Source organism: Dyadobacter beijingensis DSM 21582, from assembly GCF_000382205.1.
GTDB classification, from domain to species: domain Bacteria; phylum Bacteroidota; class Bacteroidia; order Cytophagales; family Spirosomataceae; genus Dyadobacter; species Dyadobacter beijingensis.
On the sequence record NZ_KB907790.1, the window covers coordinates 578,148 to 592,887 of the forward strand.

General features: G+C 48.8%; 14 protein-coding genes. 8 read left to right on the forward strand and 6 right to left on the reverse strand.

Annotation, left to right across the window (positions count from 1 at the left end):
* The first annotated feature begins 122 nt into the window (after nucleotides 1-122).
* Together H144_RS0126140 and H144_RS0126145 are read left to right on the forward strand one after the other, a co-directional pair.
* Complete coding sequence (locus H144_RS0126140; protein WP_051100179.1) at nucleotides 123-635, forward strand: hypothetical protein; 513 nt, start codon at nucleotides 123-125, stop codon at nucleotides 633-635.
* An 8-nt stretch (nucleotides 636-643) separates the two neighbouring features.
* On the forward strand, nucleotides 644-1,912 hold the full coding sequence (locus tag H144_RS0126145; protein ID WP_019945075.1) for an S-adenosylmethionine:tRNA ribosyltransferase-isomerase: 1,269 nt from the start codon (nucleotides 644-646) through the stop codon (nucleotides 1,910-1,912).
* Between the two features lie 61 nt (nucleotides 1,913-1,973).
* Here the strand turns inward: H144_RS0126145 and H144_RS0126150 are convergent, their stop codons facing one another.
* A complete protein-coding gene (locus tag H144_RS0126150) occupies nucleotides 1,974-3,755 on the reverse strand; it encodes a family 43 glycosylhydrolase (protein WP_019945076.1) in 1,782 nt (593 codons plus the stop codon).
* Between the two features lie 150 nt (nucleotides 3,756-3,905).
* Here H144_RS0126150 and tyrS point away from each other — a divergent pair, with 150 nt between their 5' ends.
* Complete coding sequence (gene tyrS, locus H144_RS0126155) at nucleotides 3,906-5,201, forward strand: tyrosine--tRNA ligase (protein ID WP_026351012.1); 1,296 nt, start codon at nucleotides 3,906-3,908, stop codon at nucleotides 5,199-5,201.
* A gap of 430 nt (nucleotides 5,202-5,631) precedes the next feature.
* On the opposite strand, the gene H144_RS0126165 is transcribed toward tyrS, so the two are convergent.
* Entirely contained in the window at nucleotides 5,632-6,447 is an 816-nt protein-coding gene (locus tag H144_RS0126165; protein WP_019945079.1) for a metallophosphoesterase family protein, read from the reverse strand.
* Between the two features lie 121 nt (nucleotides 6,448-6,568).
* On the opposite strand from H144_RS0126165, the gene H144_RS0126170 reads away from it, so the two are divergent.
* The gene (locus H144_RS0126170) at nucleotides 6,569-7,021 is read left to right on the forward strand and encodes a regulatory protein RecX (protein ID WP_019945080.1); all 453 of its coding nucleotides are present in this window, start codon (nucleotides 6,569-6,571) and stop codon (nucleotides 7,019-7,021) included.
* Between the two features lie 55 nt (nucleotides 7,022-7,076).
* Here H144_RS0126170 and H144_RS0126175 read toward each other — a convergent pair whose 3' ends face one another.
* A complete protein-coding gene (locus H144_RS0126175) occupies nucleotides 7,077-8,072 on the reverse strand; it encodes a ribonucleoside-diphosphate reductase small subunit (protein WP_019945081.1) in 996 nt (331 codons plus the stop codon).
* A 331-nt stretch (nucleotides 8,073-8,403) separates the two neighbouring features.
* Here H144_RS0126175 and H144_RS0126180 point away from each other — a divergent pair, with 331 nt between their 5' ends.
* Nucleotides 8,404-9,132: an FkbM family methyltransferase gene (locus tag H144_RS0126180; protein WP_229207998.1), complete on the forward strand. Its 729-nt coding sequence runs from the start codon at nucleotides 8,404-8,406 to the stop codon at nucleotides 9,130-9,132.
* 44 nt (nucleotides 9,133-9,176) lie between these two features.
* Nucleotides 9,177-10,202, forward strand: a complete 1,026-nt coding sequence (locus H144_RS0126185) for a glycosyltransferase family 4 protein (protein ID WP_157505181.1) — start codon at nucleotides 9,177-9,179, stop codon at nucleotides 10,200-10,202.
* On the opposite strand, the gene H144_RS0126190 is transcribed toward H144_RS0126185, so the two are convergent.
* Together H144_RS0126190 and corA are read right to left on the reverse strand one after the other, a co-directional pair.
* Nucleotides 10,199-11,185, reverse strand: a complete 987-nt coding sequence (locus H144_RS0126190) for a glycosyltransferase family 2 protein (protein WP_019945084.1) — start codon at nucleotides 11,183-11,185, stop codon at nucleotides 10,199-10,201. The genes H144_RS0126185 and H144_RS0126190 overlap by 4 nt on opposite strands.
* Nucleotides 11,186-11,568: 383 nt before the next feature.
* Nucleotides 11,569-12,513, reverse strand: coding sequence for a magnesium/cobalt transporter CorA (corA, locus tag H144_RS0126200; RefSeq protein ID WP_019945086.1), 945 nt, complete (start codon nucleotides 12,511-12,513; stop codon nucleotides 11,569-11,571).
* A 202-nt stretch (nucleotides 12,514-12,715) separates the two neighbouring features.
* Between corA and H144_RS0126205 the strand changes: the two genes are divergently transcribed.
* Complete coding sequence (locus H144_RS0126205; protein WP_026351013.1) at nucleotides 12,716-13,903, forward strand: MFS transporter; 1,188 nt, start codon at nucleotides 12,716-12,718, stop codon at nucleotides 13,901-13,903.
* Nucleotides 13,893-14,501, forward strand: a complete 609-nt coding sequence (locus tag H144_RS0126210) for an IMPACT family protein (protein ID WP_019945089.1) — start codon at nucleotides 13,893-13,895, stop codon at nucleotides 14,499-14,501. The genes H144_RS0126205 and H144_RS0126210 overlap by 11 nt, the downstream gene beginning before the upstream one ends.
* Here the strand turns inward: H144_RS0126210 and H144_RS34650 are convergent.
* On the reverse strand, nucleotides 14,498-14,662 hold the full coding sequence (locus H144_RS34650) for a hypothetical protein (RefSeq protein WP_019945090.1): 165 nt from the start codon (nucleotides 14,660-14,662) through the stop codon (nucleotides 14,498-14,500). The genes H144_RS0126210 and H144_RS34650 overlap by 4 nt on opposite strands.
* Nucleotides 14,663-14,740 lie beyond the last annotated feature (78 nt).

A 14,740-nucleotide genomic window follows, 5' to 3' on the forward strand; every position in this document is an offset into this window, starting at 1 on the left:
AACTGTGTTGTGGATTATAGCGTGTGTTTGTTAGGAGCCAATTAGGTTTTGGAAGCTTCCCGACCTAATTTTGCACCCTGATTTACTATGGCGAGAAAACCTCTCTAAAAGGTTACCAATTCATGAAAGTTACAACATTTGCAATAAAGATCTGGCGTTGGGCATCTTTATTATTCGTTATCGGAGCGCTGGTCTGGACTTATTCGCTCTTCCCGGAAATGGTCGCGGTGGACTTCGCGGACAGCGGCCTGGCGGAGCGTTATGTCGATAAAGGACACATTTTTTATATCGTGGGAGGCCTTTTCCTCCTGAACAACGTGGTCATTACCAGCATCGCGCGGCATATCCCGAATGTCGATCCTACGCTCCTTCCCATTCTGAAACGCAAGGAATGGGCGCAGCACCGCACCGAACTGAACGAACATCTTACCAACTGGCTGTTTTGCCTTGTGGCCGCTATCAATACCATCATCGGTTTCAGCTTGCTGGCTTTGGCGACTGTCAACAGTTCAAACTTCAAGCTCGACGTATTCGATTTTTCATGGCTTTACTACACCAGCCTCGTGCTTGTTTTGGTCGTGTTCCTGCTGCCGTTGCGCCTGCTCTGGCCGCCGCTGAAAGACGATAAATTATAATCCGGGCAATGATGGAAGCGAATGGTATGGAAGAGGCTGGCAACGCCTCGTGGCGTGAGCAAGCGGAGGCGATCAATCTGGAAAGTTATACTTACGAACTTCCCGACGACCGGATCGCCAAGTACCCGAAGGAGATCCGCGACCAGTCGAAACTGATGGTATACCGCAACGGCGATCTCAGCCATTTGCGGTTTACAGACCTGCCTGCCCAGCTGCCCGCGAATACCCTGCTGGTTTTCAATGATACGAAAGTGATCCCGGCGCGGGCGCATTTCAGGAAAGAGACGGGGGCGGTGATCGAGGTGCTGCTACTGCATCCGGAGCTTCCGACGCGCGTGATCAACGACGCGATGCTCGTCCGCCATTCCTGCGTTTGGGAATGTATGATCGGGAATAAAAAGCGCTGGAAGGCCGGGGATACGCTTACGAATTTGATCGGGGTGAATGGAGTGCCGGTGACTTTGCAGGTTTCTTACCATGATTATGAGCGTAACCTGGTGAGGTTGTCGTGGGATGCGGACGTAACGTTTCTCGAGCTGGTGAAAGCATTGGGCGAAATCCCATTGCCGCCTTACCTGAACCGCGATACCGAAGAGCCCGACAAGGAAACTTACCAGACCGTTTACGCCCACCACGACGGCGCCGTAGCCGCTCCCACGGCCGGGCTGCATTTTACTCCCCGTGTTTTCGAGGAATTGGAAAAGAAGGGCATTCGGCGATCGTTCCTCACGCTGCACGTGGGCGCAGGTACATTCCAACCCATTAAAGTAGAGAAGGTCACCGAGCACCGGATGCATTCGGAGCAGGTGGTATTTACGCGGGCGTTGGTCCAAGACCTGCTGCATTCGGTGGAGCACATTGTGCCCGTGGGCACTACTTCGCTGCGGTCGCTGGAAAGTTTGTATTGGTATGGTGTAAAACTTTTCAAAAAGGAGACGACCGATTTCAACATTGGGAAACTCTATCCCTATCCGTGGAAAGAGGAAGACTTGCCTTCGGCAGCCGAGTCGCTCCAAGCCATTGCCGACCATATGGATGCCTCCGGCGTTCAGGAAGTTGTCGGTGAAACGGAGATTTTCATTTTCCCCGGCTACCGCTTCCGTCTGTGTCGCGGGATAATTACCAATTACCATCAACCGGGCTCCACATTGATCCTCCTCGTGGCCGCATTTGTCGGACATGATTGGAAAAAGATCTATTCCGAAGCATTGGCCAACGATTACCGTTTTTTAAGCTATGGCGATTCTTCGCTGCTCTGGCGCAACGGCATTGATTGAATAAAATGACGCACGCACAACTGGTGAAACCGAAAATGACCGTCGAAGATAGTTCAGCCGGCTATTTCACCGCCACCACCTTGCTTGCTACGGATACCCCATTCTCATTAAAAGCCTCAATAGCAAAATAATACGGCACGCCTACATTCAATGCGCGCAGCTCGAACGTATTCGGCTCGTCGTTCCAGAACTGGTAGGTTTGGTACAGCTTGTCAGGTGCGATCCCCCAGAGTACATTGTAACCGACGGCTCCCGGCACTTTTTCCCATTTCAAATCTGCATTGCGCGTATCCTTCTGGCGGATGGCCGTGAAGGTAGCGGGCGTTTGCGGTGCTTTTCCGAAGCCGTTTCCGAAAATGCGGAATTCGCTGATGGCGAGGATCGGGGAGGCTACGTATATGTGCTCGTAACGTACGTAACGCGCACGCACGGGCGCTGCGAGCTCGATGTAGGCGCATGGGCGGTCGCGTTTGGGCTCGCGGGTAAGGTCGCTGGCAAGGTCCCATTTCTTGCCGTCGCGGGAGGTCCAGATTTTGAATTGCGTGTAAACTTTTTCGGGTTTGTTATCAAAAATGTCGGACTTGTAATCGGTGTAGTTGATTTGTACGGCCTTTACTTCCTGCTCCGTTTGCAGATCGATCGTCAGCGTTTCGCCGGGTTTGTTCTGTTTTGCGGCCCAGAATGTCCGTGGATTTTCGTCGGTGATTTTTTGTGCGGCCATCGTGTCGAGCGTGGAGGATGCCGCGACCGGTTTTTTGTAGGATAGCAGCATCCAGCCGGTAAAAAGCTCGTCGCCCTTGCCGGTCCAGGTTTTGGTAGGGAGTTTGTGCGGGAAATCGCCGAAGCGGGTGTTGGCGAACATTTGGCCGTCTTTGTCGAAACCGGCGGCGTAGCGTACAATGCGTCGTTCCATGGCCCAGTTCAGGCCGATCCACGACGTGCCGGTGTTCCAGTAATTACCGTAATTGTCCTGGAACGTGTTTCCGTGGCCCGCGCCGGTGGCGAAACCGCCGGGTTTATAGGAAACAGGATTGTAAGGTGCATAGGTAAACGGCCCGAGCGGCTGGTCGCTCACATAGGTGCCATTGGCATATACATTATATTCCGTGCCCGGCGCGCCGTATTGCAGGTAATACTTGCCATTATGCTTCGTCATCCACGCGCCTTCGGTAAATGGCTTGAACGGATCGGAATGATTGGGCCCGAAACGCTCCCAGCCGTGTTCATACTGGTTGAGCCAGAACATGGACTGATATTGTCCCTTGAATGCAAGCCGTTTGGAATAATCCAGTTCGGACCCGAAGATGGGGTACACATTGGAAGATCCCCAGTACATATACCATTTGTCGGTATCCGGGTCGTGGAAGAGGGCGGGGTCCCAGGGGCCGATGTCTTTCGGCAGGCGGGGCGTCCAGCGGTTGTAGAACTCCCAAATGCCCTTTTCCGGGGCCACGGAATACAATATCGGCCGCGATTCGAAGGTGGATTGGAACAGAAACAATGTATCCCGGACGGAGACGGCCGCCGGTGCGCACATGTCCTCGAACGGCCAGCGGTTGGCCGTGAGGTATTTCCAGTTCAGCATGTCCCTGGAATGCCAGTAACCGCCCGAAATGGTCACGAAAAGGAAGTATTCGCCCTTGTGGTTGATTATCACCGGATCGGCGCCGGAGCGGTAGCTGATGTTCTCGTTGAGCTGCTCGAAATTGTATTTGTAATCGATATCCATCGGATTACAGTAGGTCGTTTGCGCGGAAACGAAGCGCCCGCCGAGCATTAGCAGAATTCCAAACGATATACCCAGCGCGCGTAACGACATGATTTTGTTGATGATAGGGTGCATAAATATCTTTCAATCATACAAAATTATTCACATTTGAGGGAAAACATCACACATATGTTCAAAACACGGCCATCCACGCAAAGTTTTCAAACCGATAACCTTTACCTTTGCGGTCGATTTTGAAATAAGCAACAGTTTTTTAGAATGGCGATTGATTTTATAGAGGAACTACGCTGGCGGGGCATGCTGCACGACATGATGCCGGGAACACATGAGCAACTTCAGAAGGAGATGACATGCGGCTATATCGGTTTCGACCCGACGGCGCCTTCGCTGCACATCGGTAACCTGGCCACAATTATGCTCCTGGTGCATTTCCAGCGGGCCGGCCACAAGCCGATTGCATTGGTGGGCGGCGCTACCGGTATGATCGGCGACCCTTCCTTTAAGGCGGCGGAACGTTCTTTCCTCGACGAGGATACGCTGCGGATCAACCAGGAAGGTATCCGCAAGCAGCTGGAATCGTTCCTGGATTTCAATGCGGGGGAAAATTCGGCCGAAATGGTCAATAACTATGACTGGTTCAAGGATATCGGCTTTTTGCAATTTCTGCGTGATGCGGGCAAGTATCTGAGTGTCAACTATATGATGTCGAAGGATTCTGTGAAAAAGCGTTTGGAAACTGGTATTTCCTTCACGGAGTTTTCGTACCAGCTTTTGCAGGGCTACGATTTTTATCATTTATATAAAACCAAAAATGTCCGGCTGCAAATGGGCGGTTCGGACCAATGGGGCAACATTACGACGGGGACCGAAATCATCCGCCGCAAGGAAGGAGATGAGGAAGGCTATTTCAAAGCATATGCATTGACCACCCCGCTGGTGACCAAGGCCGACGGCTCCAAATTCGGTAAAAGCGAGGGCGGCAACATCTGGCTCGATCCGGAAAGGACGTCGCCCTACCAGTTTTACCAGTTCTGGCTCAACCAGAGTGACGACGATATGCCGCGCTACCTGCGCGTGTTCTCGCTGAAAGGCCGGGAGGAAATAGAGGCATTGGAGACGAGCCACGCTGCGGAGCCGCATTTGCGCATTATGCAAAAGGCGCTGGCGTCGGAGCTGACGACACGTATCCACTCCGAAAAAGCGTATCAAACGGTGCTGAAAGCTTCGGAAGTTTTATTCGGTAAAGCGACGCTCGAAACTTTGCAAAGTATTGAGGTTGATGAATTCGATACGATTTTCGACGGCGTTCCGCAAACGGAAATCACGCGTGAAGACTGGAATAATGCGGCCAATGTATTGGATCTGGTATCAACTGTTACCAAATCCGAAATCTACCCTTCAAAGGGTGAGGCTCGACGCGCTATCCAGCAGAATGCGGTGAGCGTCAATAAGGTAAAGGTGACTTCGGAGGCGCAGGCATTGAGCGGGTTCGCATTGCTGCAAGACAAGTTTTTGCTGATTTCAAAAGGCAAGAAAAATCACCTGATTAAGGTCGGCTAGAGTTTTGCAGTTCAGCCTGCTCCGTAAGAGCATCCTGCTCATAGCATGATGTTAATGCACTAATAAGGGGGCTCTGCCAGGAGCCTCCTGTTTTTTTGCACGAGTGTCGTTATCTCTTTTATTTGGATGTCAAAGTCATTTAGTTCTATCGAAGAGGCATTTGCCTGGTTTCTGGACAACGTTTATAAAAATTTGCCTGCTGACGAAAAGAAAGGGGAACTGGTCAGCGCCTGGCGGAGCTTTACATTCAATCAGGGAATTTCTCAAAAGAGAATGATCTCGATTTTAGAGCGATATGGATTTGACGTTAAGATTCTAGTGACTTATAAAAAGTAATTTTTTTGCGCTGTATTTGTAAGATTTTCCTACATTTTGTTTTAAAAAACACTCGGAATGAGCACGAGACGATCGTCAGTTGGAAACCGCAATTTTAGCTCTTCCCGCTGAACGTGTTCAAAACCGGCGCGGCGGTTGGGTTGTATTGGTACGATTGCCAGGTGTTATCCTGGTAGATTTCTACGATGCGGTAGCCTTTGTAGGCCGTTCCCCAGTTACCGCCGAAATGCCCGTCGAAGAAGTAGGGCTTTTTGCCGAAGATTTTGGTGCTGTCCTGGTCGTGGTCGTGGCCGTTGAAAATGGCCTTGACGTTGGGCGTGTTTTCGAAAAGATCGGTCACTTCCTTGCATTCGATGCCGTTGACGGTCCATTTGGACGGCGTAATGTGCAGGAACACGAAAATACCCTTCTTGTCTTTGTATTTCGCCAGCTCGTTGCGCAGCCAGGTCGCGTCGGGGCATACGTATTCCCCTTTTTCATTCGAAGTATCGCCGATAACAAACGCATATTCGCCTTTGGCGAAACTGTGGTTGGTCGGGTAACCCCACGTGCTCTGCCATACGTCGAGGCCCACCTTATCGTGGTTGCCGCGGCTCACGTAATAGGGCACGCTCAGGTTGGAGATCGTATTTTTGAAGTCGTATAATAAGGTAGGCTCGTCGTGGATCAGGTCGCCGTTCAGGACGAGGAAATCTACCCCTTTTTGCAATTTTTCGCGGTTTACCCAACTTACCAGATCTGCGTGGAATGCCTTGAACTCCGTACCGGGCTGGCCGTAATGACCGTCCGAAGCGACGATAAACCGCATCGTAATGTTCTCAGCGGGCTGTGCTTTGGCGGGTTCTGACAGGTAGGTGATTCCGGATAGTGCGGGTAGGAGCTTTAAGAAAGACCGGCGCTGAAAAGTCATGTTTTAACGGGTTTGGATAAAGGGAAACAGGCATTCCTTGTAGTTTCAAAAATAGTTATTCATCCGTGATATTTTCGTTAATCTTGCACGGTGTTAAGAATATTTAATAAAAAGTAACCACATGGACCGGCTTATTCTGCAAAAAGCGGCCTCCTATTGTGCCTACCAGGAGCGGACGCAGGACGAGGTGAAACAGCGCCTGAAAAAATGGAATGTCTGGGGCGACGAAGCCGACGAGATCATCGCCGAGCTCATTTCCATGAATTACCTCAGCGAAGAACGTTTTGCCAAGACTTATGCAGGCGGCAAGTTCAGGATCAAAAACTGGGGCAGGATGAAGATCCGGCAGGAGCTCAACCGCCGCGGATTGAGCACTTACAGCATTGAAAAGGGTATGAACGAGATCGCCGATGCGGATTATGTAGCTGGCCTGCGCGAGCTTTTAGCCAAAAAGCGCAGCCTGCTCTCTAAAACGGAAACAGACCCATTTAAACTGAAACATAAACTCGCCCGGTTTGCATTGGGGAAGGGATACGAAAGCGAGCTGGTGTGGAAGGAATTAGGGGAATTATAAATCAAAAAACCCCGATTGCGGGTGCAACCAGGGCTTTTTCTGATATTGAAACCGCTTAGAAATCGGAGTCGAATGAGATCTTGTGAGCGGAATCTTTGTCCTTCACACCACTCATTACGCCCGCTTTCTGGTATTCTCCCACGCGTTTCTCGAAGAAATTGGTCTTGCCCGGAAGCGAGATCAGCTCCATAAAGTCGAATGGGTTGGCCGAGCCGAATTGTTTGGGGCAGCCGAGGCGTTCGAGCCAGAAATCGGCGATGTATTCGATGTATTGTTTCATCAAATCGGCATTCATACCGATCAGCGACACCGGCAACGCCTCGCTCACGAATTCTTTTTCGATTGTTACCGCATCCATCATGATCTCGATTACGCGCTCCTGCGGGAGTTGGTTGAGAATATGCTTGGTGTAGAGCAAACACGCGAATTCGCAGTGTAAACCTTCGTCGCGGGAAATAAGCTCGTTCGAGAATGAAAGTCCGGGCATCAGGCCGCGTTTTTTGAGCCAGAAAATCGAACAGAACGATCCCGAAAAGAAAATACCTTCCACAGCAGCGAATGCGATGATACGCTCCGCGAACACGGGGCTGTTGATCCATTTCAATGCCCAGTCGGCCTTTTTCTGCACGCACGGGATCGTCTCGATCGCGCGCAGGAGTCGGTCTTTTTCAACCGGGTCTTTGATATAGGTATCGATCAGCAGCGAATAGGTTTCGGAGTGGATGTTCTCCATCGCCACCTGGAAGCCGTAGAAGCATTTGGCCTCCGCGTATTGCACTTCACTAAGAAAGTTAACCGCCAGGTTTTCGTTGACGATCCCGTCTGATGCCGCAAAAAACGCCAGTACGTGGGAAATAAAATGCCGCTCACCATCATTGAGATTTTCCCAATCCTTCATATCCTGCGACAAATCGATTTCCTCGGCCGTCCAGAAAGATGCCTCATGACGTTTGTACATTTCCCATATATCGGAATGCTTGATAGGGAACAAAACAAACCGCAAGGGGTCTTCGGTCAACAGGGGTTCCTGTCTGGTAAGTTCTTGTGACATAGTTAAATTGAGTATTTTACGGGGATCTGAATGATATAACGTTAGTACTTGCCGTTGGCTCAGAAAGCCGGGCCGGAAGAAAACAAAGCTACATGCTTTGGGCTAAAATTCAAACAAAGAATCGGAGTTGGTACCGTTAGGAAATCCGCCGCTCCCATTCAAAAAATAGTAACGGCATGGAAATGAGATCACGGGTAAATTCAGCATTCGGTCCCCTTTGGAATCTACCCCGAATTTATTCGATCATCGTTAAAAATCATCCCCTATGCCCGCAACCGGCCTGAGGCGGTACTACCATTTGTTCCGAAACATCGGAAACCCATTTACGTACATGTTCGATAAGACGCGCGACCGTGGCAAGACGCTACACTTTGTCACGCGGCCCCACAGGCTGACCTTCGACGTACCGGCTAGCCTTTTTCAGGTATTCAAGGAAATTTTCATGGCCGACGTATACAACATCGGGGCGGTCTGCCGCGTACTGCCCGATAATCCGGTTGTGATCGATATTGGCGCCAACGCGGGTTTTTTTGATATATTGCTTTTATCTAAAACAAAGAATGCCCAAATTTATGCGTATGAGCCTCTGAGCAGTAATATCGAACGTATGCGTTCCGTTGCCTCCTCGAACCATATGTTTGATAAGTGCGTGACCATCAATCCTTTCGCCGTGACAGGTACACCTTGTGAAATGCTGCGGCTATACGCACAGGATACGGAGGATAATCAGGTGGTCGCTTCTTCGTTAAAGGGATTTAATAATGATAATACAAAAGAGCTGTGGATTCAGGCAATTTCCTTGTCGGAAATCGTTTCAGGAATGCCGGGGACAGCTGTCGATTTATTGAAAATGGATTGTGAAGGTGCGGAGTATGATATTATTTTTAACACGCCGCCGGACATTGTCTGTCAAATAAAAACAATGCTGATAGAAGTGCACGATATTGATAATGAGAACAATGTTGAAAAATTTAGTCAATATCTTGAACGGCTTGGATATGATGTGAATTATAATCCTATCAATGGTTTTTGCTATGCCCTGGAAGCGTACAAAAGATGAATGAGCAATTTATGTTAAAAAGAGTACTGATTGACTGCGAAAGGATGAGGCACCCTCATACCGGTCTTTATCACTATTGCCTTCAATTGGGGAACTCCATTCTTAAAAAGATAGGAGAGGAAAAGGGAAAAATTGCTTTTTATTTACCAACATCCGCCGAGCATGTTTTCGGCGAGAATGCCAATTACATTTCTCAGCATTTTATTCATAAATTATTTTTTCCTGATACCAAATCGGTTGACATCTGGCATTGCACCTATCAGGGCTCCAAATACTTTCCCTTTAACAAAAAGGTTTCAGTTGTACTTACAATACACGATTTGAATTTCCTTTATGACGGAAACAGATCGGACAGCCGAATTAAAAAGTATTTAAATAAACTACAACAGAAGATCGATCGGGCGGATCATATCGTAGCGATCTCACACTATGTACTCGACGATCTGAGAACACATCTCGAATTAGGAAATAAGCCTGCCTCGGTCATTTACAATGGATGTAATATCGATAGTAGCCAGGTTATTGCACCGCCGGCAGAGCCAGTTTCGGAACCGTTTCTTTTTACAATTGGTACAATTGTCGGAAAGAAGAATTTTCACGTCCTTCCGGCGTTGTTGAAGGATAATGCGTTCAAACTGGTGATCGCGGGAATCGACAGTAGCCAGGAGTATAAGAAGAAGATCATCAGGGAAGCGCAAAAGCTGAACGTGCTCGACAGGCTGATATTCACGGGTCCGATCTCGGAAAACGACAAGAAATGGTATCTAAGCAATTGTACCGCATTCGTCTTTCCATCCATTGCCGAGGGCTTCGGGTTACCGGTAATCGAGGCGATGTATTATGGCAAGCCGGTGATCCTGTCGCGATGCACTTCATTGCCGGAGATAGGCGGCGACTGCGCCTATTATTTCGATCATTTCGAACCCGAGCACATGCGTAATGTCTTGAATGCGAGTCTCGAACATTATAACAAAACAAAACCCAGGGAAAAAATCCGCGAAAGGGCGGGATTTTTCTCCTGGGAAAGAGCGGCGTCGGAATACCTTGCCTTATACGAGAGCCTTGCTTAGTTGAGCTTGATCACCTGCTGGTATTTCAGCATCATCCGGAAGTTGTTGATCACATCAATAATGCCGATCTCAGACTGATGCTTTTTCATTTCGCGGTTAAATGCTACTTTCTTCGCTTGCAGGTTGCCGCGGTTTTTAATGAAATCCCAGTATGCCTCCACTTTGTAGAATTGCATGGTCAGGAAGCCGATCAGTACGTCGCAAAGCAGGATTTGTAAATGCCATAATTTGAGATCCATCCCTTGCAAATGCAGGTAATGCACATAGTAACGGTTCCTGAAATGGATTCGCTTGATGGCCTTCTTGTGATTGTGGTTTTTCGTGCTGGCTGATACTTCGTGACGGCAAACGGCATCATGTTCGTAGTAGCATTTCCAGCCCAATCGCCACGCCCGGATCGACAGTTCCTGATCTTCGCCATAATACGGATTGAACATTTCATTAAATCCGTTAATCGCTTTCAGTTTCTGGGTATCCATTAATGCAATAGCACCGGACAAATAAAATGTAGGCGTAAATGCATTGATATTTTGCAGGTGAAAAAAGTCGGAAGATTTAATTTTTCTACCCGAAATTTTCGGTTCTCTGGCCGCTTCGCGAATCAAATCATCATTCATGCCAATCACCCTTCCCATCACACCAAAAGTATCTTCCAATTCAAAATACTTATATAGTTTTTCCATGTAGCCGGGTTCGAGGGTTACATCGGTATTGAGTAAAAAGATCAGATCATTGGTTGCATTCTGAATGCCGATGTTACAAGTATCCGAAAATCCCGAATTGGTTTCTTTGCGGATTAACGTGATTTTATCATTGTAATGTTCTTCTAAATATGCAACAGATTCATCGGTTGATGCATCGTCAATCACAATGATCTGAACATTTGTTTCCAGTTTTTGGAGGACCTTATAGTTATGCTCAAAATATTTTTCGAACAGGTGTTTCCCGTTATAGTTCGGGATTACTACTGATATGCTTTTCATAGATAATCGGTTATCAAGTGAGTTGAGAGTTTTTTAATACCCGATTCTTCATTACTTCCTTCTAACAGGATGGCGTTCATGATCTTCTCCTTTGGTGAAATTATATAGCTCATTTCCATATCCTTAGCGGATATTCTTTGTACAAATATCAAGCCAGCGTTGTCGGAGCTGCGTGGCTAGGATTGATGACTCTATTGTTAGGGAAATGGTTGGAAGAGGGTTGAATGCACCTGGTACAAAACCTGGCCGCCGAAATATAACTTCTATACTAACACTACGACGAATTATTTATTGTATTCTACCACAACATAAAAGACCCTATTAAAGTTATGCCCGTGACGTATAATGGTTAAAAAAATAGCCATTCCAGTGAAAAATCCTGACTAAATCCATTTTTTTCTCCTGAAAAACCAAAGTACGACAAGGGACGAAAACACCATGAGGAATAGCGAAAGCCAGAAGCCCCACGGTTCACCGGTAGTGGGTATGTGCTGGTAATTCATACCGAAAATGCCGGCAATGAGCGTGGGCGGCATGAAGATGATCGTTACCACCGTGAAGATCTTGATCACCTGGCTTTGTTCGAGGTTGATCAGACCCATAAACGTGTTTTGGAGGTATTCGAGCCGCTCGAAATTAAAGGTGGTGTATTCGAGAAGCGAGTTAATGTCTTTGAGGATAATGCGCAGGTGCTCTTTGCGATCTTCGGGAAAATACTGGCTGCGCAGTATGCCCGAGAGTACGCGCTGCTTGTCGATGCTCGTCTCGCGGAGCATCATAGTAATTTCCTGCAAGCCGCTGATGCGGATCAGCGTCTCCTGGCGTGTTTTCTGCTCGTGGGTAAGATCTTTACTGATCGCCGAAATGTCTTTGGAAATGCCTTCTAGCGCATCCGCGTCCGCCTCGATACGGGTTTCGAGGAGAAGCAGCATGAAATCGACGCCGCCCTGGATGCCATCCGGGCTAACCTTCATCTTTTTGACGGTATCCGCAAATGTTTTGGAGTCGCCGCGTCGGTATGTAAACAGTACATTCTGATGCAGGATGAACGAAACCGGGTAGGTTTCGTAGCCTTCCCGCTCTATTTTAAGAAAGTTGGAGTTGGCGTTGATCGTCTCGTTTTGCTCAAAGAAACGCGAGCTGCTTTCGATCTCGACGATTTCCTGGGGCGTTTGAAAACTGATATTACATTTATTTTCAACCCATTCCTCCTCTTCGGCGCTGGGTGACTGCAAATCCACCCAAACCAGGTTCTGGACCTTCCCAAGCTCGCGGATATCGTTTTCACGCTTAATGACTTTACCTTCTTTATAGAATATGCGTACCATGCCTTAAAGTTGGGAAAAAAAGCAATGCGCGTAACCGTTAGTTCATCCGTGCCGAAATAGCTTGCAGCGCGGACCATTTAAAGCTAACTTGTAATTGCTTAATTACACACACTTGTGAAGGAGAAATTTTACCCGTTCAAGGCGTCGGAAGATAAGTCGAAGCAATTTCCGCTCTTTCCCGAAAGTCTAGTATTTTTGCGTGATGCAAAATACAGCTTCTCCCGGGATATTGACGACGCAGTTCTGGTTGCTGGGCCTTAGCTCGTTTCTCTTCTCTTCCAGCTTCAATATGCTGATTCCCGAGCTGCCGGGGTATCTGACGAGTATGGGCGGCGCGGAATATAAAGGCGCAATTATCGGACTATTTACGTTAACAGCCGGTCTTTCCCGGCCATTCAGCGGCAGGCTTACCGACCGTGTCGGACGTGTGCCGGTCATGGCCTTTGGGTCGCTGGTGTGTTTTGTATGCGGATTTCTGTATCCGATCTTCACGACGGTCATGCCCTTTCTGCTGCTCCGATTGGTGCATGGATTCTCCACCGGTTTCAAACCGACGGGCACTGCCGCTTACGTGGCGGACATTGTGCCGGTGAACCGCCGCGGGGAAGCGATGGGTATCCACGGCATGTGTATGAGCGTGGGCTCTGCATTCGGGCCCGCGATCGGCAGTATGATCAGCCAGGCATTTTCGCTGAATGCGCTTTTTTATACTTCATCTCTACTCGCATTCCTTTCCATTGCAATCCTTTTAAATATGAAAGAAACATTGCAGGAGAAGCAAAAACTGTCGTTAAAATCCTTTCAAATCACCTGGCGCGACGTTTTCGAGCCCGACGTGTTCAGTCCGGCGCTCATTACTTTCCTATGCTATTTCGGGTTCGGCGCGGTTTCCACGGTTACGCCCGATTTCAGCGGATACCTTGGCCTGCAAAACCGGGGGTTATACTTCATGATGTTCACCATTTCATCCATTATGGTACGGCTTTTCGCGGGGAAAATCTCCGACCGGCATGGCCGCATGCCTGTGACCATTGTAGGCTGCATTATATTAATCATGGCCATGGTCATCACCGGTTACGCGGAATCCGTCACCGTGTTCCTGACGGGGGCGGCCTTTTTTGGCGTTGCTATGGGTATTTTGTCGCCGGTACTGTCTGCATGGACGGTCGATTTGAGCGGTGAACATAACCGCGGCCGGGCCATTGCCACGATGTTTATTTCCCTGGAAGCGGGCATCGGGCTGGGGGCATTTCTTTCTGCCGAGCTATTCGACAATCAGCGGGAAAACCTGCCGCTGGTGTTCTTCTCGATGGCGGCATTCGCATTGGCGGCGCTGTCCTACACAGTTACAATTTATCAGTTCAAAAAGCGACGAGCCCGTGTTATTTGACGATTCCTACCAGACTGTCGCTGGCCCCGCGGAAGGGTTTTTCAAAGACAAAGGCAGCAAATTCCTGGCGTACGCATTCGCGATTGCGAATGAATCGGAAGCGAAAACGCACCTGGCCGATTTACGCGAATTGCACCCGAAAGCCGTTCACCATTGCTATGCCTACCGCCTTGGCGCCGACAGGATGAGTTACCGTATGAGCGACGACGGTGAGCCATCGGGAACCGCGGGGCGCCCGATCCTCAATACATTATATTCAAGAAATGTCACGAATGTGCTTGTGGTAGTAGTTCGCTATTTCGGCGGGACGTTGCTTGGTGTGCCGGGGTTGATCAATGCTTACAAAACCGCGACCGAGTTGGCGTTGGATGCCTCCGAAATCGTTTCGCGGCATTATTTCAGCATTTACAAACTTTCATTCGAATATCCTCAGATGAACGACGTCATGCGGATCGTGAAGGAAATGGAGCTGCCCGTGCGCGAGCAGTCGTTCGAAATGCAATGTGAGATGGAAGTAGAGGTGCGCTCCACGCTGGTCGAGCGGTTTGTCGCACGTTCGGAAAAAGTGGAAGGGCTTGCTGTGGAGCTGGCCGGCTAATTGTTGTCGCGAAGCATCCGTACAAAATCGTCTTCGTATTCCTTAATCGCTTTCAGGAGTTCTTGCAGTTCCTTTTCTTCCGGAGATCCTTTTTTTGCGTTGAATATTTCGTCGGCCCGTTCCGAGGCATTTTCATATTCGCTTTCGTTCGTGATTTTCATGATGGCGGTTGGTGAAAGTTTTCTCAAAAGTATTTCATTGTTTGCCAATGCACAAAAAAACCGGCACGAAGGCCGGCT